The following is a 22,541-nucleotide window of genomic DNA, read 5'->3' as shown; positions in this document are numbered from 1 at the left end:
GAGATCGTTCCCCGCTCACCGGCTTCCCGGGGAAACCAGGGGCGAACGGCGAACGTCCCGGTCACCAACGCAGTTGGGCGTGCCGCCTGTGCGGCCGACTGTGTCACCTGAGCCGCATGTGCCATATGTGCCGCCTGTGTCGGCGGCTTGTCTCCTGAGCCACATGTGGCACGTGTGCCACCTGTGTCGGCGGCTTGTCGCCCGAGCCACGTGTGCCGCGTGTGCCGCCCGCGCCATGCTTGCCGCGTGCCGCCTGTGCCGCCTGTGCCGCCTGTGCCGCCTGTGCCGCCTGTGCCGCCTGTGCCGCCTGTGCCGTCGCGCCGCCCGCGTCGTTCACGCGCCCGGTGCCAACGCCTCCCACCGCAGCGTCACTTCGCCCTGCCGCCACCGTGTCGGGCCGTCCGTCACCGGCCAGTCGGCCGTCAGGTCCCGTACGGCCCGCATCCAGCGCTGGCGGGCGCCGTAGGACGCGTAGGGCGCGGCGGCGGCCCAGGCGCGGTCGAAGTCGCGCAGGAAGGCATGCACCGCCTCGCCGGGGACGTTGCGGTGGATCAGCGCCTTGGGCAGGCGTTCCGCCAGGTCCGAGGGCCGTGCCAGCGAGCCCAGCCGGGTCGCGAAGGTCACCGTGCGCGGGCCCTCCGGGCCGAGTGCGACCCACACGTGCCGCCGCCCGATCTCGTCGCAGGTCCCCTCGACCAGCAGTCCGCCCCGCGAGCCCCGTGCCGGATCGGCCGGCGCGAGCCGCGCGCACAGCCGCTCCCACACGCCGGCCACCTCCGCCTCGTCGTACTGCCGCAGCACGTTGGCGGCGCGGATGAGGTGGGGCCGCCGGGGGAGCGGAACCTCGAAGCCGCCGTGCCGGAAGGTGAGCCCCTCACGCGCGTACGGCTGCGCGGCGGCCACGCGCGCGGGTTCGATCTCGACGCCGACCACGCGCGCGTGCGGCACGGTCGCGCGCAGGCGGTTGAGCAGTTCGACGGCGGTCCAGGGGGCGGCGCCGTACCCGAGGTCGACGGCGACCGGGTCGGCGGCGCGGCGCAGCTCGCGGCCGTGCACGGCCGTGATCCAGCGGTCCATGCGCCGCAGCCGGTTCGGATGGGTCGTCCCGCGCGTCACCGATCCCACGACGGGAGTCCTCCCGCTCGGGCGAGGCCGAGCGTGCGGGAGGGGCGTTGCGCGGGCTGTCATACGTACGAGGGTAGGGGCGCCCGGCGCGTGCCCGGAGCGCGCTCCCCACCCTTGTCTCACGCGCGACCCTCGAACGGTTGAGCGGACGACGGTAATGATTCGGCAAAGAACCGTCCGCCGGAAATGGAACACGCCGCTCCGGCGTTCCAGCTCCCGAGGGTTCTGCGCCCTCGGACAAGGCATGCCCGCGGCAGGGAGGAACGGCACGTGAGCCAATACGTCAGCAGGCTCGGTCGCCGTTCCCCGGCGGCCCCCTCGCGGCTCCGCCTGGTCCACCGCCGCCCGCGCCGCGTCGCCATGCTCTCCGTGCACACCTCCCCGCTGCACCAGCCCGGCACCGGCGACGCCGGCGGCATGAACGTCTACATCGTGGAGCTCGCCCAGCGCCTCGCCGCGCTCAACATCGAGGTCGAGATCTTCACCCGGGCCACCACCGCCGCCCTCCCGCCCGCCGTGGAGCTCGCCCCCGGCGTCCTCGTCCGGCACGTCGACGCGGGCCCCTACGAGGGCCTCGCCAAGGAGGATCTCCCGGCGCAGCTGTGCGCCTTCACGCACGGGGTGATGCAGGCCTGGGCCGGCCACCGTCCCGGCTACTACGACCTCGTCCACTCGCACTACTGGCTCTCCGGCCACGTCGGCTGGCTCGCCGCCCAGCGCTGGGGCGTGCCCCTGGTGCACGCCATGCACACCATGGCCAAGGTCAAGAACGCCAACCTGGCCGACGGCGACACCCCCGAGCCCGTCGCCCGGGTGATCGGCGAGACGCAGATCGTCGCCGCGGCGAACCGGCTGATCGCCAACACCGCCGAGGAGGCCGACGAACTGGTCCGGCACTACGCCGCCGACCGCGCCAAGGTCGCCGTCGTGCATCCCGGCGTCAACCTGGACCGCTTCCACCCGGCCGACGGCCGCGCCGCCGCCCGCGCCCGCCTGGGCCTGCCGCAGGACGCGCTGATCCCCCTCTTCGCGGGCCGCATACAGCCCCTGAAGGCCCCCGACGTGCTGCTGCGCGCGGTCGCCGTCCTGCTCGCCGAGCGCCCCGGCCTGCGCTCCCGGCTGGTCGTCCCGGTCGTCGGCGGCCCCAGCGGCAGCGGCCTCGCCAAGCCGGAGGGGCTGCAGAAGCTGGCCGCGCGGCTGGGGATCGCCGATGTGGTGCGGTTCCGCCCGCCCGTCGGCCAGGACCAGCTCGCGGACTGGTTCCGGGCCGCGTCCGTGCTGGTCATGCCGTCGTACAGCGAGTCGTTCGGCCTCGTCGCCATCGAGGCGCAGGCGGCCGGGACGCCGGTGCTGGCCGCCGCGGTCGGCGGTCTCCCGGTCGCCGTGCGGGACGGACGGACCGGTTTCCTCGTCCAGGGGCACGATCCGGCGGAGTACGCGCGCGTACTCGGCGCCTTCGCCGACGACCCGCAGCTGTCCACCCGGCTGGGCACGGCCGCCGCCCACCACGCCCGCTCCTTCGGCTGGGACGCCTCGGCCGCCGCCACCGCGGAGGTCTACACGGCGGCCCTGCACTCCCACCGCCGCCGCTCCCGGGTCCACCACGGCTGACGTACGCTGCCGCCATGGGCGATGCAGAGCAGCGGGCCGCGCAGGTCATCGAGGACGTGTTCAAGGACGCGGAGCTGGAGTGGGAGAGCCCTGCACCCGGCCACTACGTCGTCAAACTCCCCGGCACCCGCAAACTGTCGACGACGGTCTCCCTGATCGTCGGCCGCCACTCCCTGTCGCTGAACGCCTTCGTGATCCGCCACCCCGACGAGAACGAGCCCGCCGTCCACCGCCGGCTGCTGGAGCGCAACCTCAAGCTGTACGGGGTGAGTTACGCCGTGGACCCGCTTGGCGACATCTACGTCACCGGCAGGCTCCCGCTCGCCGCCGTCACCCCGGACGAGGTCGACCGGCTGCTCGGCCAGATCCTCGAGGCCGCCGACGGCGCCTTCAACACCCTTCTGGAGATGGGGTTCGCCTCCGCGATCCGCAAGGAGTACGAGTGGCGCGTCGCGCGCGGCGAGTCGACCCGCAACCTGGACGCCTTCGCCCACCTGATTCAGCGTGAGGGGCCCGAGGGCGGCACCCCGTCCCGGTAGCGTCCGGGCGTCACCCCCACCAACCGCCGGAAGTGGCGGGTGAGATGGGCCTGGTCGTAGAACCCGGCCGCGGCCGCCGCCTCGGCCGGGCGGACGCCGGACAGCAGCAGCCGCCGGGCGCGTTCGACGCGCCGGGAGTTCAGGTACTGGTGCGGTGCGATGCCGTAGGCCCCGCTGAACGCCCGTACCAGGTGGGCGGGATGGGCCTGGAGCAGCGCGCCGGCCTCGTCCAGCGCCAGGCCGTGGACGACCCGCTCGTCGAGGAGTTCGCGCAGCCGGCGGGCGAGGGCGGGATCGGGGCGCGGGCCGGTGGCGGCGAGGCGTGGACGCAGATGGGCGCGCAGCCGGTCCCCGATGAGCGTCAGCCGGCTCTCGGCCTCCAGCTCGTCACCGGGGGCGGCGAGCGCCCCGTGCACCTGCCCGACGCGCCGCCGCAGCACCGGATCGCGCAGGTCGGGTGCGTCGACTGCGGGCCCGATCAGGTCGTCGGAGAGCAGCGCGCCGTCCAGGTACAGCACCCGTTTGCGGAAGCCGTGCGGGGTGGCGGCGGAGCCGTTGTGGGGGACGTGCGGCGGCAGCAGGGTCACCGTGTCGTGCGGGGTGCCGTGCTCGTGCCGGTCCAGGTCGTAGCGCACGGCGCCGTCGTCGACGATGAGCAGCGTCCACGCCTCGTGGACGTGCATCGGATACGCGTACTCGGTGAAGTGGGCGTGGAAGACCTCGACGACGCCCGGGACGGACGGCCGCCAGGCGGAGACCTCCCGCTGCTGGGCCATGCAAAGAACGTACAAGACGCGCGCGCACGGCCGTCGGGACGCTGGTCCCATGAACGATTCCGCACCTGTCCGCGTCGACCGCTTCGACACCAAGATCGCCGTGCTGCTCCGGGAGGACCTGGAGACCTGGCAGCGGCTGAACGTCACCGCCTTCCTGGTCAGCGGCCTCGGCCGGGAGGTCCCCGAGGTGATCGGGGAGCCGTACGAGGACGCCGACGGCGTGCCCTACCTGCCGATGTTCCGCCAGCCGGTGCTGGTCTTCGAGGGCACGAAGGAGACGCTGACCGCGGCCCACGCGCGCGTGCTCTCCCGTGCCCTGCCGCGCGCGGTGTTCACCTCGGACCTGTTCGCGACGGGCAACGACCGCGACAACCGGGCGGCGGTACGGGCCGTGCGGACGGGTGAGCTGGACCTGGTGGGCCTTGCGGTCCACGGCCCGCGCAACGCCGTGGACAAGGCCCTCAAGGGGGCGCGGATGCACCCGTGAGGGGGTCGGCGGCGCTCAGGCAGCGCGTCGTGAGGGGCCGGCGTCGCTCAGGCCGCGCTCGAGGGCTCCGGCGTCCCTGAGGCGGCTTGGGAGGTGTTCCGGCGTCCCTCCAGGCGGCTTGGGAGGTGTTCCGGCGTCCTTCCAGGCGGCTTGGGAGGTGTTCCGGCGCCCTGCAGAACGGCAGGCGGCGCGCAGGCGGCAGCCGGCAGCCGGCAGACGGCGCTTGGGGCACTCGGGCGGCGTTCGGGCTCGGTCTGAGTGTTCCCGCGTCGCTCAGACGGCGTCTGCGGCACTCGGGCGGCGCTCGGGTGGCGGCCTGACGAATCCGGCGTCGTTCAGGCGGCGCTTGAGGGGCCCGGTGTCGATCAGGCCGTGGTGACCTCGGGTGTCGCGGGGGTCGGCGTGCCGGAGGCGGTCGGTTCCCGCTTCGGCAGGCGGCGCATCAGGACGCCGTAGCCGATCGCCGCCGCCGTGCCGATCACCGCGCACAGCCCCCACAGCCACTGCGCCCCGAACCGGTCGATGACGATGCCGGACATCAGGGGCGCGACCAGGCCGGCGACGGACCAGGACAGGGTGTGCATGCCCTGGTAGCGGCCGCGGCCGTGCTCCGGGGAGAGGGCGACGACGAGGCCGGTCTGGGTGGGCGCCTGAACGATCTCGGCGAGGGTCCAGACGCAGACGGTGAGGGCGAACAGACCGACCGAACCGGCGAAGGCGGTGAGGCCGAAGCCGTACCCGGCGAGCACCGACGAGACGATCAGCAGCCGCCGGGGATCGCGGTGCTCGATGAAGCGGGTGACCGGGATCTGCAGCGCGACGATCAGGACGCCGTTGACGGCGATGGCCAGGCCGTAGTCCGCGGGCGTCAGGCCGGCCTCGCCCATGGCGATCGGCAGGCCCACGGCGCCCTGCTGGAAGATCAGCGCGACCAGGAAAGACAGCCCGACGACGCCCATGAAGCGCCCGTCGCGCAGGACGGTGCCGAGGGAGACCGCCTCCGTCCCCTTTGCCGCCTCCGTCCGGACGGGCCGGGACTCCGGCAGCTTCACGAAGACGACGATCGCGCAGGCCAGCGTCATGCCCGCCTCGATCAGGAAGCCGGCGCGGTAACTGACCTCGGCGATGAAACCGGCGGCGGTGGAGGAGATCGCGAAGCCCAGATTGATCGCCCAGTAGTTCAGGGAGAAGGCGCGGACGCGGTCCTCGGGGCGAACGATGTCGGCCATCATCGCCTGCACGGCGGGTCGCGAGGCGCTGGAGGCGGCGCCCACCAGGAAGGCGACGGCGGCGATGGCCGCCGGGTGCTGCACGAACCCGAGCAGCGCCACGGCCACCGCCGTGGACGCCTGGGCGATGAGCAGCGTCGGCCGCCGCCCGAGCCGGTCGGCCATCACGCCGCCGCCGATGGACAGGACGACGCCGCCGAGGCCGTACAGCGCCGCGACCAGTCCGGCGTACGAGGCGGAGTGGCCGCGGTCGAGCGTCAGGTACATGGCCATGAAGGTGGCCACGAACCCGCCGAGCCGGTTGATCAGCGTGCTGGTCCACAGCCACCAGAACTCGCGGGGGAGGCCGGAGACGCTCTCCCGGACGGCATGTCTCAAGGTGGCTGGTGACATCGCGGATCCCCCACAGTGGTAAGCGGCTCAAGCGGCGCCCACAACTTACGAACGGGGTCCTCGGACCCGCCACTCAATTGACGGGCAGCGTCAATCGTGACGGGTTCGTCGTGCTGCGCGCCGTCCGCTCGAAGCGGCTCGCGAACGGGTACTTCCGCTCCAGGAAGGCGTGGATGGCCGCGTGCGCGGCCGCCCGGTCCGCCGGGGCGGTGTCCACGTCGTTGAGGCAGAAGAAGTCGACGTCCTCACCGGCCTCCAGACGGGCCAGCCGCCGCCGCATGTCGGGGGTGCCCAGCTGCACGTAGCGGAAGCGGTAGTCGGCGGGGACGGCCCGGCCGGTCGCGATCGCCCAGTGGTGGTGCAGCGTGGACGCCGGGGCGACGTCGGTGATGGAGCGGAAGCGCGAGTAGGAGGTCCGTTGCAGCTCCTCGATGCCCAGGCTCTCCATCTCCCGCATCACCGACAGCAGTTGCGGGTGCGGGGTGTGCAGCGACTTGTGCGTGATCTGCCGGCCGTGGAAGCGCCGGATCACCTCGCGGGTGTTCTTCCCGGCGGAGTTCGGGGCCGGCTCCATCGGGTGCGGGTCGCCGACGCCGAGCTTCAGCGGGGACAGCGGGATCCGGGCGATGCCGTTGCCGTGGAAGAAGTGCTCGGCCCCCACGGGCCGGTTGATGAAGACGTCGTCGTTGAAGTAGAGGTAGCGCTCCGACAGGCCCGGGATGTGGTGCAGCCGGCTCTCGATGGCGTGCGAGTTGAAGACGGGGAGGGCGTCGGCCGGGAGGATGTCCCGGTGGTCGACCACCGTCAGTCCCTCCGCCTCCGGATCCAGCCAGGCGGGGACCTGCGAGTCGGTCACGAGGTAGACGTGCCGGACGAAACCGGCGTACATCTCCAACGAGCGCAGCGCGTACCGCAGTTCGTCATGGCTGGTGTAGCGGGAGGCGCCGGTCTCGCGCGGTGCGATGACGTTGTCGGAGGCCGTCTGGTGGGCGCGGCGCTTCGCCGCCATCGCCGGGTCCTCCCCGTCGACCCAGGTGTAGACGGCGTCGACGGGGAAGCACACCTCGTCGACGCCCGGCTCGGCGAACGGGGCGAACGTCGGCACGGTGCGGCCCCGGCCCTGCGCCACGGCCGGCCGCTGCGCCGACACCGGAAGCACCTCCGAGACGGGGTTGCTCCGCGGCGCGACGAGCGCCGTCGGGAAGACGTCCGGCAGCTGGACGCCGGGCACGGTGAGATGGCCGGGGTCCGTGGCCAGGTCCCGGCCGTGCCGCCAGAACTCGATGTCGCAGCCCGTCTCCAGACCGCCGAGCACCTGGCCCGCCGGGCCGAGCCGCACCTCGCCGGTGCGCAGCACCGAGGCCCGCCGCAGGGCCCGCGGCAGCCGTCCGTCGGCCCACAGCACCGCCCGGGTCACGGCGCCGTCCGGACCCACCGCGCCGACGTACCCGGCGGTGCCCGCGAAGTGCCGGGCGGCCTGCGCGAGGACCGTGCCGCGGTGCGCCTCCGCGACGCCGATCACCTGCCGCGGAGCGCCCGTCCCGGGCCCGGTGGGCACCAGGAAGTACGGGACGCCGGCCGCGTCCATCAGCGCGCAGACCTGCTCCAGATCGGTGGCGGCGGCATTGGCCGCCGTGTATCCGGTGACCGTACGCCCGTACAGGCGCGCCGGTCCGCAGGTGACCCGGCGCAGCCCGGGAACGGCGGCCCGCAGCCTCCGACGGGCCCTGGACGCGCTCAGCGCCCAGAGCCGGGCCGACAGCCAGAGCCCAAGACGCAGCACGAGGTTCCTCGCGGCCCGTAGCCCGGGGAGCGCCGCGAGGCGGTGACGGATGTCCATGGCCGTGGCCTGTCAGCTCTGGTTCTCGGAGGGAACGGTCTGCTTCCCGGTCTGCTGCGCCGGCGTCCCGGACTGCTGCGGCACCGGCTTCTGGGCCTGCTTCTCGGTGTGCTCCCCGGCCTGCCCCGCGGTCGGCTCCTGGGCCTGCTCCGCGTTCGGCTTCTCGGCCTGCTTCTCGTACGGGCTGGGGAACGGGAAGTAGTTCTCCAGGAACTGGTGCATCCGGACGCTGACCTGCTCGCGCTCCTGCGGCGGCACGTCGACGTCGTTCAGGCAGAAGAAGTCGAAGCGGCGGTTGTCGCGCAGATCGGCCAGGCGCTGGTCGGCGTCGGGGCGGCTGATGTTGACGTACCGGAAGCCGAACCGGCCCGGCACGCCCCGGCCCGTCATCAGCGCGTACTGGTAGAGCAGCGGGGCCGTCAAGGCGACGTCCGTCGGCGAGCGGAAGCGGGACGCCGTGGTGCGGGCGATGTCCTCCGCGAACAGCTCCTCCAGCGCCAGCAGCGTCTCGCGCTGCTGCGGCAGCGGCGTGTGCATGAAGTTGTTCGTCGTCATCCGCCCGAACATCTCCAGCAGCAGCCGGCGGACGTTCTTGCTGGCGGAGTTGGTGGCCGTCTCGTCGGCGTGCGGCTTGCCGATGCCGATCTTCAGCGGGGACACCGGGATCTTCATCAGGCCGCTGCCGTGGAAGAAGTGCTCGGGGGTGATCCGGCGGCCGACGAACACGTCGTCGTTGAAGTACAGGTAGTGGTCCGACAGGCCGGGGATGTGGTGCAGCCGGGTCTCGATCGCGTGCGAGTTGAAGACGGGCAGGACACCCTCGGGGAAGATGTCGCGGTGGTCGACGACCGTGATCCCCTCGGCCTCGTCGTCGAGCCAGTGCGGCTTCTGGCCGTCGGTGACGATGTAGATGTGCCGGATGAAGTCGGCGTACATCGCCAGCGAGCGCAGCGAGTACTTCAGCTCGTCGTGGCTGGTGTACCGGGAGGCGTTGATCTCCTTGTCCAGGATCTCGGCCGTGCCGCGCTCCTGGTACTGGGCCCGCTTCGCCCGCATCGCCGGCTCCTCGCCGTCGACCCAGGTGTAGACGACGTCCACGGGGAAGGTGACGCGACTCACGGTCGGCAGGGTCAGCGGGGCGAAGCTCGGCAGCTCCCGGTCGCCGACCCGGACCGTGGCGGGCTCCTGCTCGGAGGCGGGCAGGACGTCCGTGACGCCGTTGTTGCGCGGCGCGATCAGGGACTCCCGGAAGACCTCCTCGGACGCCTGCGGCTGCACCTTCGCCAGCCGCTGCTCGCCGTCCTCGGTGGCGAGCAGCTCGGCCCCGTCCTCCCAGAACTCCACGTCACAGGCCAGCTCAGGCCCGGCCAGCAGCTGACCGGCGGGACCGAGGTGGTTCTCCCCGATCCGCAGCACGGGCGCCCTGCGCAGCCCGGCCGGCAGCACGCCGTCCAGGAACATCGCGGGGTGCTTGAGCTGCCCGCCGGGCACCGGCCGACCGATGAACACGGCCTTTCCGGCGTTCATCTCCTCCAGGGCGGTGAGGAACCGCTCCCGGTCGGCGGCCTTCATACCCACCGTGTGACGGGTACGGGAGACCGGCACGAGGAAGTACGAGATCCCCTCCCGCTCCAGCGCGGCGACCACCAGGTCGAGATTGGCGGCGGCCGCCTCGGCAGCGGTGAACCGGGTCACGACCCGGCCGTAGAGCCGCTGGCCGCGCACCGCCACCGGGCGCAGTACCGGGTCGCTGACCGCTGCTCTGCGGCGCCGCCGCATGGTACGCAGCTGCCACACCTGCTCGGCGGCCTTCCGCTCGACTCGCGGTTTGATCCGCCGCGCAAAGGAACGCACGGTCACGTTCAGAGCTCCTCTTCGTGTGCCCCCACACCAGTCCTGCGATTAACAGACGGACCGGCGTGTTGAAAGGTTGCGTAGGAGTTAACCAAAAATTCAGCCGAAAAGTGGAAGCGGTGCGGGGGTGCTTCCGACCACAGCGGGTCCGGTCGACGGCTGCCCGACGGGCCGCTCGGGCCGCTCCGGGCTTAGGTAGGCTCGAAGCCATGGCCGACGCACCGTACAAGCTGATCCTCCTCCGCCACGGCGAGAGCGAGTGGAACGAGAAGAACCTGTTCACCGGCTGGGTGGACGTCAACCTCACCGCGAAGGGCGAGAAGGAGGCGACGCGCGGCGGCGAGCTGCTCAAGGACGCCGGCCTGCTGCCCGACGTGGTCCACACGTCCCTCCAGAAGCGTGCCATCCGCACGGCGCAGCTGGCCCTGGAGGCCGCCGACCGCCTCTGGATCCCGGTCCACCGTTCGTGGCGCCTGAACGAGCGGCACTACGGCGCCCTGCAGGGCAAGGACAAGGCGCAGACGCTCGCCGAGTTCGGCGAGGAGCAGTTCATGCTGTGGCGCCGGTCCTACGACACCCCGCCGCCCGCGCTCGACCGCGACGCCGAGTACTCGCAGTTCTCCGACCCGCGCTACGCGACCCTCCCGCCGGAGCTGCGGCCGCAGACGGAGTGCCTGAAGGACGTCGTCAACCGCATGCTGCCGTACTGGTTCGACAGCATCGTCCCCGACCTCCTCGCCGGCCGCACGGTCCTGATCGCCGCCCACGGCAACTCGCTGCGCGCCCTGGTCAAGCACCTGGACGGCGTCTCGGACGCGGACATCGCGGGTCTGAACATCCCGACGGGCATCCCGCTGTCCTACGAACTGGACGCCGACTTCAAGCCGGTCAACCCGGGCGGCACGTACCTCGACCCGGACGCGGCCGCGGCGGCCATCGAGGCGGTCAAGAACCAGGGCAAGAAGAAGTAGGCCTGATGCATCAGGCCTCCTACCAGGGATTTCTCCGCTGCTAGGGGGCCTGATGTCGTGTCTGGGCCGTGGTGGGGCCGTGACGCTAGATGCTCCGCCTCTTCCAGACGCGGACGCTCACTCGGAACGTGACGAGGAAGGCCCCGATGGCGACGGCCCACTCGGGAGCTCCCACCCAGATGCCGAGGGAACTGCCGGCGCCCCCGATCAACGCGAACGAAGGTTCGCGGGGGGTGATGTCGATGGTTACGCCGAAGCGTGGCACCATGGTGTTCTCCATGGGTTCCTCCTAGTTGTCGCAACGAAAAGGCACTAATGGAGATCGAAGGCCACCCATTGCCCTGGGTGGCCTTCTCGCTTCCCCACTAGCGATCTGGACGATATGGCACCGCTGTCATGTCGTGCAAATTACTGCACAGTTGCGGAACTGATGCCTCCGTATCGGCGTCTGGTCGGTCGATAGGCTTAAGCCGTCGAGCCTTCTGCTGAACCTTGTTTCCCGCCCGCCCTGTTTCCTTAAATCCGGTCGCCTATGCCGGGCTGCAGAGGTAGCCAGGTGCCCGGCCGGGCGGGTGGTCGGCCGGGCGGCCGGCCGGGCGGGCGGGAGGGCAGGTGGGTGGCCACCCACCCGGCCGGGCGGGTACGGTCGAGAATTGTGTGGCGCGACTTCGTCGAGTCGGACCAATGTTCACGGATGGTGAATTCAAATGCTGTGGTCCGCGAATTGTGTGGCGCGACTTCGTCGAGTCGGACCAATGTTCACGGATGGTGAATTCAAATGCTGTGGTCCGCGAATTGTGTGGCGCAACTTTGCCGAGCCGGACCAAAGTTCACGGACCAAAGTTCACGGACCAAAGTTCACGGACCATGTTCACGGATGAGATCCGAGGCGCAGGGGTCTGCAGGTCAAGCGAAGACGGCCGCAATCGCCTTGCGGGTGCGCTCCTGGCTGGACGGCATGAGGTGCGCGTACACGCGGAGCGTCAGGCCGGGGTCCGAGTGGCCGAGGTACTCGGCGAGGGCCTTGATGTTCTCCCCCGCGTCCAGGAGCACCGAGGCGTAGAAGTGGCGGAGGGCGTGCATGCCGTTCTCGCGAGACTCCGCGTAGGGCTCACCGGGCTTCCGGTCGGGGATCACACCAGCGCTCGCGAGTGCTGACTTCCACGCCTCCTCGTTGAGTGACGTACGCCATACATGTCCGCCGCGCGGTCCCGTAAAGAGCAGCCGCTTGGTCACGGGCGGACCGTCCGCCACCTTCCATGGCAACGTGATCTTGACGGGCGGGAACCGCGTCATGTGAACGCGGAGGGCATCCGCGACTGGCCGGGGGAGCGGGACGTCCCGGAGCTTGCCGCCCTTGGGAGGGGCGAACACGGCCTTGCTGCGGCTGAGCTTCAGTTGCTGGACCACGTGGAGCGTGTCCGACTCGAAGTCGATCGCGTCGACGGCCACGCCCAGGATCTCGCCCTGGCGCAGCCCGCAGCCGCCGCCCAGGTCGACCATGGCTTGGTAGCGCTCGGGCATGGCGGCCCGGACGGCGAAGACCCGCTCGGGCGTCCAGGGCACGATCCGCTTGCTGTCGACGGTCGGCGGACGGACGGACCGGGCCGCACACGGGTTGCGGGGAAGGTGGCCGTCGTCCACCGCCGCGCTGAGGCCGCGCGCACGTTGGAGTAGATCGTCCGGGCGTACGACCCGCGGATGCCGTTCTCCTGCAACTGTCGCACCCAGTCGCGGATGTGCGCCGGCTGGAAGGAGCCGAGCGGGCGCGAGCCGAGGTAGGGGAAGGCGTGCAGCCGCAGCTGCGACTCCATCGAGGCCTGGGTGTTCGGGTCGGCGCCCTGCGTGGTGACCCAGTGTTCGGCGTACTGCTGGAAGGTGATCCGAGCGGCGCGCGGGTCGATGTACTGCCCGCGCGCCATGTCCGCCTCGATGTGCGCCAGCCACTGATCGGCGAGCCGCTTCTGACGGTCGGGGAAGCTCTTGGACTTCTCCGTGCCGTCCGGGCCGACGTAGCGGGCGCGGTAGCGGAGGCCGGACCCGTAGCGCTCGGTCTTGACCTTGCGCACCTTCCCGTCCGGGCCAGTCTCGGTCCGGTACCAGCGATCTTGAATGTGCCCGGCCATCAGGCGGCAGCCCCTTCCCGCAGGGACTCGACCCAGGCTTGGACGTCCGCAGGGTCGTAGCGCAGGTGCCGACCGACCCGGAAGCCACGAGGACCGGTGCGCTTGCGGCGCCACTGGTAGACCGTCTCGACGCTGGGCAGGTCGAACATCGCCACCAGGTCGTCAGGAGTCAGGTACCGCGACGGCAGACCACGCGGCTCGGAGGCCGCTTCCGCGACAGCGAGGCGACGGCTACCCATGGGTGGGCTCTCCTTCCGTTCCGGGGGCGGGTTCGAGTGTTTCCGCGAGCCAGGCTTCGGCGCCGGTGAGGCCGGTTCCGGCGTAGACCCAGTGGGCGAGGACGAGGGTCGTGTCCGGGTCGGTCTCGGCCGCTTCCAGAGCTTGTGCGCGGCGCCATTCGGCGCGGGCGTCGCGGAGGGCGCCGAGGGTGGTGGAGTAGCGGCGGGACTTGGTGGAGAAGTGGCCGCGGAAGCCGAGCATGTGGGCCCAGGCGCGCAGGCGGAGGTGTTCGAGGTCCTTACGCGCGCCGAGGGTCCAGGCGGTGCGGATGAGGCGGCGGGCGTGGTCGTTGATGTCGAGCTGGGCGAGTTCGGCGAGGAACCTCAACGGCCGGTCCAGAGCTCCCGTCGCCGTCTCGGCGCCCTTGGTGGCGTACTTGGCGATGTACGCGGCGACGGCCCGTTCGGTCAGTTCCTGGCCGCCGTCGAAGTCGGCCGAGCGGATGGTGCGGACGTCGAGCTGTCGGCCGAAGGCGAAGGCGTGGGCGCGGCCGTCGATGAACGGGCCGTCCACGCGGGTGGCGGCAGCGGCGGCCCGGATGGCGTCGGTCAGCAGCTCGGCGGTGGCCCAGGCGGGCGGCGGGGTGTTGCCGCCCTCGGGGCCGTCGATGCGGATGACGGCGTGGAAGTGGACGGCCCCGCGCTTCTGGTACTCGGCGACCTTGGCGAAGGACACCCGGGCGTGCTCGCGAAAGTCCCGCTGGGTGAGTCCGGCGCGCTTGGCGACCTCCCGGCGCAGGTAGATGGAGAAGCGCCGCCACAGCGGACCGGCGTGCGCGTTCCAGAGCACGGCCGCTTCGTAGTCGTAGGTGTCCGGGTCGAGCGGGGTGGCGAGGGCGGGGTCGTCCTGGTCGTGGAGTGTGCCGCAGCGGCAGCGGCGGACCGCTCCGGCCGGGCCGGTGGGGCGGTTGTGGACCGGGCCGAAGCTGGGAGCCGTGAAGGTGGCGAAGACGCGCGGGTGGGCGGCGACGCGTTCGGGGACGCCCTTGCCGCCGCGCAGTCCGGAGGTGATCAGGTGGAAGGTGTCGCGGCGGTACACCTCGGCGCAGGCCGCGCACCGGGTGGTGCGGCGGTTGTTGCAGCGGACCAGGAGGTGACCGGCCGGGAGGCTGGAGGAGTCGAGGTGGTGGAGGACGTTGCCGATCTCGCCGGTGCGGGTGTTCACGGCGTACTCGGTGCGGTGGCCGTCGAGGCGGATCGGGTGCGTGCAGCCGCCGAGACCGGCGAGTTGGCGCAGGAGGGCGGGCATGGTGCCGAGGGCGGCCAGTTCGCCGAGTTCCTGGAGCGGGGGCGGAGTGGCGCGGGTGATGATGGCTTTCTCCTTCTGGTTCGGCTGGAGGGAGACGGTCCCCGGGGCGGCGGATGCTTGGCGGTATCGAGGCCGCCCCGGGGGTCCGGTGCGTCAGCGGCGGTGCTGGTCGCGGAGCAGCGAGCGCAGGACCACGGCGGCGACGGCCACGGAGACGGCCGTGACGGCGACGGCGGCCAGGAGCGCGGTCAGCACGACGCCGCCGACGAGGACGGCCGCGACCGCTCCGGTGCTGATGGAGATCTGAGGGGCCGGCCGCCGCGCGGGAGCCTGGTCGGCCACGGTGTGGTTGTGCGCGGGCGGCGGCGTCGGGCTGTCGGGGTACTTGGGCAGGAACACGGCGAAGCTCTCCTTGCCTACTCGTCTAGTCATATGAGCCGTTGACGATGTCCACGCCGGAGCGCGTGCCGGACTCGATGGCGGGGGCCAGGAAGGTGTCCGAGAGCCAGAAGCCGAAGAGGGCGATCAGGACGACGATCCACGTGCGGACGCCGAGGAACTTGACCGCTCCCCAGGCGAAGAAGCCGAGGAGGACGACGAGCGGGAGGCTGACGGTCACGGTGTGCGGGTCCTTTCAGCGGATGGGGCAACGGTGGGTTCGGGCGGCCAGCTCGGCGGCGGCGCGGCTGTCGTAGTCGGCGGAGAAGCCGCAGCGCGGGGCCGTGCAGGCGGCGGTGTGCTTCTCCCGGCCGCGGCCGTCGTAGGACGTGCCGACCTGGACGGGTCCGATGCGGGTGACGGAGCGGAAGCGCTTTGGTGCGGGCATGGATGTCAGTCCTCCTGCCGCTCGCTTGGGTCAGAGAATTCGCGCAGGATCCGAACGGCTTCCCCGGGGTCCGACGTGCGGTCGGCAGCTTCTTCGGCGAGGAGCCGAGCGAGCGCCCGCCGACCGCTTACGGCCATCTCGCGGGCCGCTTCGAGGTAGTCGGCGGCCGTGTTGAAGCAGAGAGGCATGGTTCTCCTTTGTCGGTCAGGTGAGCTGGGCGGCGATGGCGTCGGCCATGGGCGGAGGGACGCCGAGGCGGGCGCGCAGGGTCGGGGTGTCGATGGCCGTTCCGGTGCGGGCGTGGTGCTCGGCGGCGACTTTGCGGGCGTGCTCGACCAGGGCGGCCGGGACGGCGACCGGCGGCGAGATCGGAGGTGGAGCCGGTGCCGACTCGATTGCCGGAGGCGCCGGGGGTTCCGGTGCGGGATCGGGCGCGTCCTCCTGGTCCCCGATGTCCTCGGGCGTCTCCTGACCCACGGCGTCACTGGTCTCGTCGTGCGTGGTCGGTGTCGAGTGGGCGAGGAGGGTTCCGCCGAGGAAGGCGACCGCGGGCCAGCCCGCGACGAGGATGCGGAGCCAGGCCGGCACGTCGTCCAGGTCGAGCAGCCCGGCGGTAGCGACGTTGGCCCCCAGGGAAGCGGCGAGGGCGATCAGGAACCAGCACCATCCGGCCGCTTTCGCCTCCCCTGAGCGCAGTCGGCGCCAGGCGGCGACGAGCAGCAGGTCGACGGAGACGGGATAGGCCCACGCCTTCCACCCGTCCTGTCCGGCCGCCAAGGCGACGTCGTGCAGGTGGGCGAAGGACAGCGCGGCGGCGATGACCGCTTGGACGAGCACCGCGTCGACACGGGCCAGGTGGGCGCGCATGCTGCGGCTCCTTCCGGATTCGGGCATGGGAGGGGTAGGGACATGGCGTGAGGCGGTCACGCCGACTGGGGATGCGTGACGAAGCGGGTCAGTCGGTCACCGGGCGGACGCGCACGACCGGGCCCGGTGTCTCGACGGGCGGCCGTACGGGCACGTCGGGCCGGAAGGGCTTGAGCGCGGGCAGGTCGGGGACCAGGTGGGCCGACTCGCGGCAGGTCTCGGCGGCGTCGCCGAGGGATAGGTACGGCGTGCGGATGCGGGACCAGCCGCCGGAGGTGTCACCGGCCACGGCGAGGCCGGGCCGTTCGGGGGCGATGGCGCAGGCTGCGGAGACCGCCTCGGGGGCGATGTCGCCGAGCGTCATCTTGGCGGAGGCTTCGTCGTTGACGCGGTGGCAGACGCGGCCGGTCAGCTGGGCGCGCAGCATGGTCGCGCCCTTGCCCAGCTCGGCGCCGAAGCGCTGGCCGCAGACCTCCAGGTAGATACCGGCAGCACGGCCGAGCTGAGCGAGCCGGAGGAGCTGGGTGACCATCTCGTCCCGGCGTTCCTCGTCCTTCTTCGTGGCGACGAGGAAGAGTTCGGCCACCTCGTCGACGAACAGCACGACGGGTACCGGGCGTTCATGCTCGGGCAGGCCCCAGATGTCGGAGGTGATCTCCTCGTCCGGCGTGATCGGCGCGATGCCCTGCCGGGCCTTGATCAGGTCGTACCGGTCCTCCATCTCCTTGATGAGCACGGGCAGCAGTTCGGCGGCCTGCTCCGGGTCGGTGGCGAGCGCCGACAGGCGCGGGGCGAAGGGCGCCAGTTCCACGCCCCGCTTGCAGTCGATGCCGACCAGGGCGACGGGTTGGCGGGCGAGGCCGGCGACGAGGTGCCGTAGGTACATGGACTTGCCGGACAGCGTGGCACCGAGGGTGAGTTGGTGCGGCACGGTGCGGTAGTCGCGTATGAACGGAGTGGCGTCCTCGCGCAGCGCGACCGGCACCTGGAGCAGGTACGGGCGGAGTTTGCGCGGCATGCGCACCCGCCGCAGCACGTCGAAGCCGACGAGCCGCAGTTCGACCACGCCCGGCTTGATCGTGGTCACGTAGACGGCGTGGACGCCCCAGGCGTGCCGCAGCCGTTCGGCGGAGGCGGCCACGTCGGCGGGTTCCTGCCCCGGGGCGAGCCGCAGGCGGACCCGCAGCCCCGTCGTGGTCGGCCGGATGATCCCCCGGCGCGGCGGGACGGGCCGGACTTCACGGCGAGTGGTGGCCTTGACCGCCAGGACCCGCAGCCGGGAGGGGGCCACGGTCAGACCGCACGCCTCCATGACGGAGCCGTAGGAGCTGAGCAGCCGGACCGTGGACACCGGTAAGCCGACCGTGGACCAGTAGACGCCGGGGTGTCGCGCCCGGGCGTAGGCGGCCCCACCGCCGAGCGCGGCGACGGGACCACCCACCTCCAGAAGCGTTGCCAGATCAGTCATCAGGCCGTGGCCCCCATGGCGGCCGGGAAGGCGGCCGGAGTGACGGCGGCGGCCCGGTAGGCAATGCCGTGGCGCTGCTGGCCGTTGAACACGCTCTCCCACGGCCGGGCGACCAGGCCCGGCAGGGAGACCGGGGCACCGAGGGCGAGCCCTTCCGACACCCCGCTCTCCGGAACGGTCACCTTGATCAGGGACGACTCCCCCTCCTCGATGTACACGACGCCGATCGTCATCAGCGCCTCACCGCTGACGGCGTCCTTCGCGATCTCGCCCGACTGCCGGTCGCGGACCTTGGGCTCGGGCGCCTCGGTCAGCAGGATCGTCGCGGCCGAGGTCTCCACACGGATGGTGCGCAAGGCTTCTTCCCATCTACTCGTCTAGACAAGATGCATCTTTCGAACCCGACAGCGTCGGGAACGGGATCACCTTGCCACACAGCTTGCCCACTCGTCTATACGAGTATGCATGCCGGTGTGTACGAGTCCGGGGAAGTGGCCTCGCGCACCGCCGATCAGGTCGCCGGAAGCTGGTAGGAGAGGACGTACGCGTCGGCCGCCATCACCGTGTCGCAGACCTCCACAGCCCGCCCCGAGGTGTCGAAGGCGGTACGGATCAGGTGGATCACCGGCACACCGGACGCCAGTTGCAGCGTCTTGACCTCGGACGGCGAAGGCATCCGGGCCCGGATCTCCTCCTCGAAGTGGTCGAGTTGGTGGCCCAGTTCCTCGAGCCGGGCGTAGATGCCGCCGGGGCCCGGGTTGGGCTCGGCGATCTGCGTACCGCGGGCGATGTCGAGCGGGAGGTACGACGTGGCGAACTCGACCGGCCGGCCGTCGAGCAGGTACCGGCGCCGCCGGGCGAGCACGCGCCGCACGGAGCCGAGTCGGGTGGAGACGTCCTGGCCGGCCTTCTCCTCCTTCACCTCTAGGCTGTCCACGGTGGGGTGACTGCCAGCGGCGTCGGCCTCCACGATGAACGCGGACTTGCCCTGCTCGCGGTGGCGTCGGGCGAACCGGTCGGAGGCGAGGCGGCGCACCGGAGGCCGGGGCCGGACGAAGACGCCCCGACCGTGCTCGGCGTGCACCAGGCCCTCGCCCTGGAGGATCGAGAAGGAGTTCCGGACCGTCATCCGGGAAACCCCGTAGTGCTCGACCAGCTCAGCCTCGGAAGGCAGCTTCTCCCCTTCCTTGAATCGCCCACGGTCGATGGCCTCGCGCAGCTGGTCGGCGATCTGCCGGAAGACGGCACGATCACTGGTCGGGTCGAGGCCGCCGAGAATGCTCGGTAGAGACGCCATGCGTACTCCTTTAGGTATCTAGACGAGTGGGCGAGTCTTGTTGCTACCGTGGAGAGCCTAGTCAGCCGAGAGGGCCGAGGAACGTGAGCACAGAACGCCCGCACTCCGTGAGCGTCGCCGGGGTCATCGTCGATGACCAAGGCCGGGCCCTCCTGATCAAGCGCCGCGACAACGGCCACTGGGAACCTCCGGGTGGAGTCCTCGAACGCGAGGAGACCATCGCCGAAGCTCTTCAGCGCGAAGTCCTCGAAGAGACCGGCATCAAGATCGAGCTTCCCGCGACCCTGACCGGCGTCTACAAGAACATGACGGGCTTGATCGTCTCCCTCGTCTTCCGCTGCCAGGCGGCCGACGGTACTCCCACCACTGGGGACGAGACCCGCGCACTGCGCTGGGCCACCCGCGAAGAAGTCATCGAACTCGCCGACGAGGCGTACGCGATCCGTGTGCTCGACGCACTCGACGCGGCCTCCCCGCCGGCCGTCCGCGCCCACGACGGCGTGAAACTCGTCTAGCCCGAACCCGCTGCACATGGCGGCCTACCAGCACGAAGGAACTTGTATGCACGAGTATACGAGTACGGCCCGGGTCTGGGGGCTCACTCGCTATGTGTTGCTTGCCTACCCGGCGGGAGCGACCTCATGAACGGGCCCACCCGCGGCTACTGGTGCGAATGCTGGACCGAGGAAGTCTCCAGCACAGAAGGGCCGGCGCGCTTGGCATCGTTCGACGCGTACTCGGCCCCCCAAGCAGACCGATGGGTCGCCATCGCTCTCCGCACCATCTCACCGGCACTCGACTCCGACGCGTCGGACGAAGCGTGGACGTGGTTGCACGAAGAGCGCGCCGAGACCCGCAGAGCCCTGATGCGCTCCGAGCCCTGCACGGTGACCATCACCCATGCCGACGTCCGCATCACCTGGACGATTCGACCAGTGCTCTTCCTGCCCCTCGCACACCGGCAGAACGCTGAACTCCCAGCCTGTGCACACAGCTTCAAGCCCCACTGCGCAGTGTCTAGTCCCAGCTGATGGCCGACGTTCTGATCCCAGGTGATGGTTGACGGTAGGCCTAGACAACATCGGAAACCTTGTAGGGCTTGTTCGCCTTAACGTGGCGGACGGGAATGTCGGTGGTGCGCTGGATGACGCGGACCTGGCCGTCCAGCTCGACGGTGATCGTCGATTCCGCCACGTGCACGGTCACGGTCCGGCCTGCGTAGGGGCGGCCGAGGGAGACGGTCTGGCGGCAGACCATGATCGTGCCCACCGCGCTGATCCGCCGCTGGACACGCACCGGCTCCGCCCTGGGACGGGGCGGCGGGCCCGCCGGCCGCAGCCCACGAAGACGCTGCACCTCGTCGGGGGTGAGCGGGTTGGGCCGCACCCGCAGCAGCTCCCGCGAGGACGGCTCGAAGAACGACAGCGTCTCGTCGTCGATCCGGATGCCCACCTGTCGGCCGCCCAGGATCTCCGCCGCCAGCACCTGGCGCCCGCCCAGACCCACCAGCCCACTGTTGTTCACGGTCCGGTCCACCTCGAACGCCTCGCCGTCCCCGGTCGGCAGCGGCGACGGCCCCGCCGCACGCCCACCCTGAGCCGCCAGCCGGGACAGGTCCGCCACCGACAGGTGCGAGCGCACCGTCTTGATCCGCGTCCCGGCGATCAGCACATGGATCACCGAGGTGTCTGCCCAGAACGTCACCGTCAGGCCGGAGCGGGCCGGGCCGAGCCAGAACTGCTTGCCCGCGACCTGCAGATTCCCGCTCGCAGGCACCACTCGCTCGAACTCCACCGGCCCACCGTGCTCCACCGCCGCCGATGGCGGGACCTCCTCAGACGGGCCGACGGGAACAGGCATTGCCTCAGCCGGATCCGGCTCCGCAGGGGCAGTCCGCTGCTGCGGCACCAGCGCGAGCACCCCGGGCACCCTCAGGCTCAGTACGTCCCGCTCCTGCTCGGGAACCGGGGTGAACCGGTCCGCCGGAGACTGCATGTCCAGCGCCTGATGCGGCCGGACAGAGTTGTACTCCTCCACCCACGCATCCAGCGCCGTCTGAGCGGCCTCGATGCTCTCGAACGCGCCGCAGTCGTCGAGGAGTTCACGCCGCAGGGTCTGATGGAACCGCTCAACCTTGCCCGTCGTGGTCGGCGACGCCGGCTGGGTGAGCCGGTGCGCGATCCCGTTCTCCCGGCAGACCCGGTCGAACAGCACCTCACCACCCTGGCCGAACCGGTCGGTGAACTGCTTGCCGTTGTCCGTCAGCACCTCTTCCGGCACTCCGAACCTCTGCAGGGCCCGGGCGAACGCCGCGCAGACCGCCCGTCCCGTCGCCCGCTCAACCACCGACGCGATCACGCAATACCGGGAATGGTCATCCACACCCGTCACGACCTTCGCCTCGGTCAGCTCACCAGTCACCGGGTTGACCAGCATCACCCCGCCGACGATGTCCATCTGCCACAACTGCATCGGCCTATCCCGCTGCCAGCGCTTGTAATCCGACCGCTTCCGGCGCCGCACCCCAGGCTCCACCAGACCATGCCGGACCAGGATCCGATACACCGTCATCCGCGACGGCACCGGCGTGACAGTCCCGGACCGCTCCAACACGTGAGCGATCCGCCGAGGACCCCACCGAGGGTGTTTGCGCCGCAGCTCACACACTGCCGTCTCCACCTCGGCAGACGCCTGATGCGGACACGAGGCCGGCCTGCGCGACCGATCCACCAGCCCGGCCAGCCCCGCGGCCTCATACCGGGACTTCCACCCGCTCACCGTCTGCCGGGACACCCTCAGCGACGCGGCGACCTCCGTCACCGTCGAACCCGCCAGCACCGCCAAGACAGCCCGGTATCTCTGCTCGACAACCGACAACTCCACCAGCGCCAATCCCGGCCTCCCCACACGCACCGCAACGACGCGCACAGAAAAGCCGAACACGGCCACTGTCAACCATCAGCTGGGACCGAAGTGTCAAGCATCTACCGGGACCGGACAAGCCCCACTGCGCAGACTGAGTTACAACTTTCTCTACGGGTTCAAGGCGGCTCGCTCCGCTCACCGCGCGCGGGCCGGCCCCCGGCCGGGCCTGCGCTCCTGTCTCCGCCCCGCTCCAGCCCGGCCGGCTTCCGGCCCGCGCACATAGAGCAGCGAGCCAAGTAGCGGCCACGGTCAGAACGATGCCTCCGGCGGGGGATCGGCCGGCACCGGGATGGAGGGGCACCGTTCCTGGAGCGGGTCCGTAGGGGCTTACGTGGGGTGCTCCCATCCCGTACGCCATCGACCCAGGCAGAGCCGAGCAGACGCGGCCCATGGCGTCCAGGTCGTTCGTACAGTGGCGCGCTCCACCTGGACGCCATGAACCACGCCCGCTCCACGATGTGTGGGTCGACGGCGTGCGGGATGGGAGCTGAGGCTGCTGGTGGGCAGAGGCAGAGAGCGGTCGCGCCCTGTGAGCTGAGCTCCACCGCGTGATAAGCTGCCGCGCAGGAAATCTGGGGTCTAGCCCCCGATGGTTCACGACCAGGACTTCCGCAGAATAGTGGAGACCCGGGTTCGAGTCCCGGCTCCGACCTCGTCGGATGTAGCTCAATAGGAAGAGC

General features: G+C 71.1%; 23 protein-coding genes and 1 pseudogene. 6 read left to right on the top strand and 18 right to left on the bottom strand.

Annotation, left to right across the window (positions count from 1 at the left end; genetic code table 11):
- Positions 1-333 precede the first annotated feature (333 nt).
- Positions 334-1,125: a class I SAM-dependent methyltransferase gene (locus tag IPT68_RS16890; protein ID WP_189702335.1), complete on the bottom strand. Its 792-nt coding sequence runs from the start codon at positions 1,123-1,125 to the stop codon at positions 334-336.
- 270 nt (positions 1,126-1,395) lie between these two features.
- On the opposite strand from IPT68_RS16890, the gene mshA reads away from it, so the two are divergent.
- Positions 1,396-2,736, top strand: a complete 1,341-nt coding sequence (gene mshA, locus IPT68_RS16885) for a D-inositol-3-phosphate glycosyltransferase (RefSeq protein WP_189702334.1) — start codon at positions 1,396-1,398, stop codon at positions 2,734-2,736.
- A 14-nt stretch (positions 2,737-2,750) separates the two neighbouring features.
- Complete coding sequence (locus IPT68_RS16880; RefSeq protein ID WP_189702333.1) at positions 2,751-3,275, top strand: type III secretion system chaperone family protein; 525 nt, start codon at positions 2,751-2,753, stop codon at positions 3,273-3,275.
- Here IPT68_RS16880 and IPT68_RS16875 read toward each other — a convergent pair.
- Positions 3,236-4,051 carry an AraC family transcriptional regulator gene (locus IPT68_RS16875; RefSeq protein ID WP_189702332.1) on the bottom strand — a complete coding sequence of 272 codons (816 nt, stop codon included), beginning with the start codon at positions 4,049-4,051 and terminating at the stop codon, positions 3,236-3,238. The two genes, IPT68_RS16880 and IPT68_RS16875, sit on opposite strands and share 40 nt — an antisense overlap.
- Before the next feature lie 49 nt (positions 4,052-4,100).
- On the opposite strand from IPT68_RS16875, the gene IPT68_RS16870 reads away from it, so the two are divergent.
- The gene (locus IPT68_RS16870; protein WP_189702331.1) at positions 4,101-4,538 is read left to right on the top strand and encodes a DUF2000 domain-containing protein; all 438 of its coding nucleotides are present in this window, start codon (positions 4,101-4,103) and stop codon (positions 4,536-4,538) included.
- Positions 4,539-4,903: 365 nt separating this feature from the next.
- Here the strand turns inward: IPT68_RS16870 and IPT68_RS16865 are convergent, their stop codons facing one another.
- The 3 genes from IPT68_RS16865 to IPT68_RS16855 all read right to left on the bottom strand — a co-directional run bounded on the left by IPT68_RS16865 (position 4,904) and on the right by IPT68_RS16855 (position 9,860).
- Entirely contained in the window at positions 4,904-6,160 is a 1,257-nt protein-coding gene (locus tag IPT68_RS16865) for an MDR family MFS transporter (protein ID WP_189702330.1), read from the bottom strand.
- A 73-nt stretch (positions 6,161-6,233) separates the two neighbouring features.
- The gene (locus tag IPT68_RS16860) at positions 6,234-8,000 is read right to left on the bottom strand and encodes a stealth conserved region 3 domain-containing protein (protein ID WP_189702329.1); all 1,767 of its coding nucleotides are present in this window, start codon (positions 7,998-8,000) and stop codon (positions 6,234-6,236) included.
- Positions 8,001-8,012: 12 nt separating this feature from the next.
- A complete protein-coding gene (locus IPT68_RS16855; RefSeq protein ID WP_189702328.1) occupies positions 8,013-9,860 on the bottom strand; it encodes a stealth family protein in 1,848 nt (615 codons plus the stop codon).
- A 203-nt stretch (positions 9,861-10,063) separates the two neighbouring features.
- On the opposite strand from IPT68_RS16855, the gene IPT68_RS16850 reads away from it, so the two are divergent.
- Complete coding sequence (locus IPT68_RS16850) at positions 10,064-10,825, top strand: phosphoglyceromutase (protein ID WP_189702327.1); 762 nt, start codon at positions 10,064-10,066, stop codon at positions 10,823-10,825.
- Between the two features lie 85 nt (positions 10,826-10,910).
- On the opposite strand, the gene IPT68_RS16845 is transcribed toward IPT68_RS16850, so the two are convergent.
- The 12 genes and pseudogenes from IPT68_RS16845 to IPT68_RS16790 form a co-directional block, all read right to left on the bottom strand.
- Positions 10,911-11,105, bottom strand: coding sequence for a hypothetical protein (locus IPT68_RS16845; RefSeq protein ID WP_189702326.1), 195 nt, complete (start codon positions 11,103-11,105; stop codon positions 10,911-10,913).
- Positions 11,106-11,731: 626 nt separating this feature from the next.
- Positions 11,732-12,951 (bottom strand): annotated as a pseudogene (locus IPT68_RS16840) (tyrosine-type recombinase/integrase).
- Positions 12,951-13,190 (bottom strand): helix-turn-helix transcriptional regulator, encoded by a 240-nt coding sequence (locus tag IPT68_RS16835; RefSeq protein ID WP_073934353.1) that lies wholly within the window; start codon positions 13,188-13,190, stop codon positions 12,951-12,953. The pseudogene IPT68_RS16840 and the gene IPT68_RS16835 overlap by 1 nt, the downstream one beginning before the upstream one ends.
- Positions 13,183-14,478 (bottom strand): replication initiator, encoded by a 1,296-nt coding sequence (locus IPT68_RS16830; RefSeq protein WP_189702325.1) that lies wholly within the window; start codon positions 14,476-14,478, stop codon positions 13,183-13,185. Before IPT68_RS16830 ends, IPT68_RS16835 begins: the two co-directional genes overlap by 8 nt.
- 153 nt (positions 14,479-14,631) lie before the next feature.
- Positions 14,632-14,877 carry a SpdD protein gene (locus IPT68_RS16825; RefSeq protein ID WP_189702343.1) on the bottom strand — a complete coding sequence of 82 codons (246 nt, stop codon included), beginning with the start codon at positions 14,875-14,877 and terminating at the stop codon, positions 14,632-14,634.
- 25 nt (positions 14,878-14,902) lie between these two features.
- Entirely contained in the window at positions 14,903-15,097 is a 195-nt protein-coding gene (locus tag IPT68_RS16820; RefSeq protein ID WP_189702324.1) for a hypothetical protein, read from the bottom strand.
- A 15-nt stretch (positions 15,098-15,112) separates the two neighbouring features.
- Entirely contained in the window at positions 15,113-15,304 is a 192-nt protein-coding gene (locus tag IPT68_RS16815) for a mobile element transfer protein (RefSeq protein WP_189702323.1), read from the bottom strand.
- 5 nt (positions 15,305-15,309) lie between these two features.
- The gene (locus IPT68_RS16810) at positions 15,310-15,492 is read right to left on the bottom strand and encodes a hypothetical protein (RefSeq protein WP_189702322.1); all 183 of its coding nucleotides are present in this window, start codon (positions 15,490-15,492) and stop codon (positions 15,310-15,312) included.
- A 16-nt stretch (positions 15,493-15,508) separates the two neighbouring features.
- Positions 15,509-16,171, bottom strand: coding sequence for a DUF2637 domain-containing protein (locus tag IPT68_RS16805; RefSeq protein WP_189702321.1), 663 nt, complete (start codon positions 16,169-16,171; stop codon positions 15,509-15,511).
- An 88-nt stretch (positions 16,172-16,259) separates the two neighbouring features.
- A complete protein-coding gene (locus IPT68_RS16800) occupies positions 16,260-17,639 on the bottom strand; it encodes an FtsK/SpoIIIE domain-containing protein (RefSeq protein ID WP_189702320.1) in 1,380 nt (459 codons plus the stop codon).
- Entirely contained in the window at positions 17,639-17,995 is a 357-nt protein-coding gene (locus tag IPT68_RS16795) for an SCO3933 family regulatory protein (protein WP_189702319.1), read from the bottom strand. Before IPT68_RS16795 ends, IPT68_RS16800 begins: the two co-directional genes overlap by 1 nt.
- Positions 17,996-18,150: 155 nt before the next feature.
- The gene (locus IPT68_RS16790; RefSeq protein WP_189702318.1) at positions 18,151-18,936 is read right to left on the bottom strand and encodes a GntR family transcriptional regulator; all 786 of its coding nucleotides are present in this window, start codon (positions 18,934-18,936) and stop codon (positions 18,151-18,153) included.
- A gap of 107 nt (positions 18,937-19,043) precedes the next feature.
- Here IPT68_RS16790 and IPT68_RS16785 point away from each other — a divergent pair, with 107 nt between their 5' ends.
- Positions 19,044-19,451 (top strand): NUDIX hydrolase, encoded by a 408-nt coding sequence (locus IPT68_RS16785; RefSeq protein ID WP_189702342.1) that lies wholly within the window; start codon positions 19,044-19,046, stop codon positions 19,449-19,451.
- A 126-nt stretch (positions 19,452-19,577) separates the two neighbouring features.
- Positions 19,578-19,967, top strand: a complete 390-nt coding sequence (locus IPT68_RS34085; RefSeq protein ID WP_228039729.1) for a hypothetical protein — start codon at positions 19,578-19,580, stop codon at positions 19,965-19,967.
- A gap of 40 nt (positions 19,968-20,007) precedes the next feature.
- Here IPT68_RS34085 and IPT68_RS16780 read toward each other — a convergent pair whose 3' ends face one another.
- Positions 20,008-21,813 (bottom strand): IS481 family transposase, encoded by a 1,806-nt coding sequence (locus IPT68_RS16780; protein WP_407699465.1) that lies wholly within the window; start codon positions 21,811-21,813, stop codon positions 20,008-20,010.
- Positions 21,814-22,541: the final 728 nt, after the last annotated feature.

The organism is Streptomyces chromofuscus (genome assembly GCF_015160875.1).
Lineage (GTDB): Bacteria > Actinomycetota > Actinomycetes > Streptomycetales > Streptomycetaceae > Streptomyces > Streptomyces chromofuscus.
Note: the sequence above shows the minus strand (reverse complement) of the source record. Positions and strands in the feature narration are given on the sequence as shown.

Coding starts and splice junctions, on each gene's coding strand:
- IPT68_RS16805 (WP_189702321.1), bottom strand. CDS start 16,171: ATGCGCGCCCACCTGGCCCGTGTCGACGCGGTGCTCGTCCAAGCGGTC.
- IPT68_RS16845 (WP_189702326.1), bottom strand. CDS start 11,105: ATGGAGAACACCATGGTGCCACGCTTCGGCGTAACCATCGACATCACC.
- IPT68_RS16860 (WP_189702329.1), bottom strand. CDS start 8,000: ATGGACATCCGTCACCGCCTCGCGGCGCTCCCCGGGCTACGGGCCGCG.
- IPT68_RS16815 (WP_189702323.1), bottom strand. CDS start 15,304: ATGCCCGCACCAAAGCGCTTCCGCTCCGTCACCCGCATCGGACCCGTC.
- IPT68_RS16830 (WP_189702325.1), bottom strand. CDS start 14,478: ATGCCCGCCCTCCTGCGCCAACTCGCCGGTCTCGGCGGCTGCACGCAC.
- IPT68_RS16870 (WP_189702331.1), top strand. CDS start 4,101: ATGAACGATTCCGCACCTGTCCGCGTCGACCGCTTCGACACCAAGATC.
- IPT68_RS16810 (WP_189702322.1), bottom strand. CDS start 15,492: ATGCCTCTCTGCTTCAACACGGCCGCCGACTACCTCGAAGCGGCCCGC.
- IPT68_RS16790 (WP_189702318.1), bottom strand. CDS start 18,936: ATGGCGTCTCTACCGAGCATTCTCGGCGGCCTCGACCCGACCAGTGAT.
- IPT68_RS16880 (WP_189702333.1), top strand. CDS start 2,751: ATGGGCGATGCAGAGCAGCGGGCCGCGCAGGTCATCGAGGACGTGTTC.
- IPT68_RS34085 (WP_228039729.1), top strand. CDS start 19,578: ATGAACGGGCCCACCCGCGGCTACTGGTGCGAATGCTGGACCGAGGAA.
- IPT68_RS16850 (WP_189702327.1), top strand. CDS start 10,064: ATGGCCGACGCACCGTACAAGCTGATCCTCCTCCGCCACGGCGAGAGC.
- IPT68_RS16875 (WP_189702332.1), bottom strand. CDS start 4,051: ATGGCCCAGCAGCGGGAGGTCTCCGCCTGGCGGCCGTCCGTCCCGGGC.
- IPT68_RS16800 (WP_189702320.1), bottom strand. CDS start 17,639: ATGACTGATCTGGCAACGCTTCTGGAGGTGGGTGGTCCCGTCGCCGCG.
- IPT68_RS16865 (WP_189702330.1), bottom strand. CDS start 6,160: ATGTCACCAGCCACCTTGAGACATGCCGTCCGGGAGAGCGTCTCCGGC.
- IPT68_RS16835 (WP_073934353.1), bottom strand. CDS start 13,190: ATGGGTAGCCGTCGCCTCGCTGTCGCGGAAGCGGCCTCCGAGCCGCGT.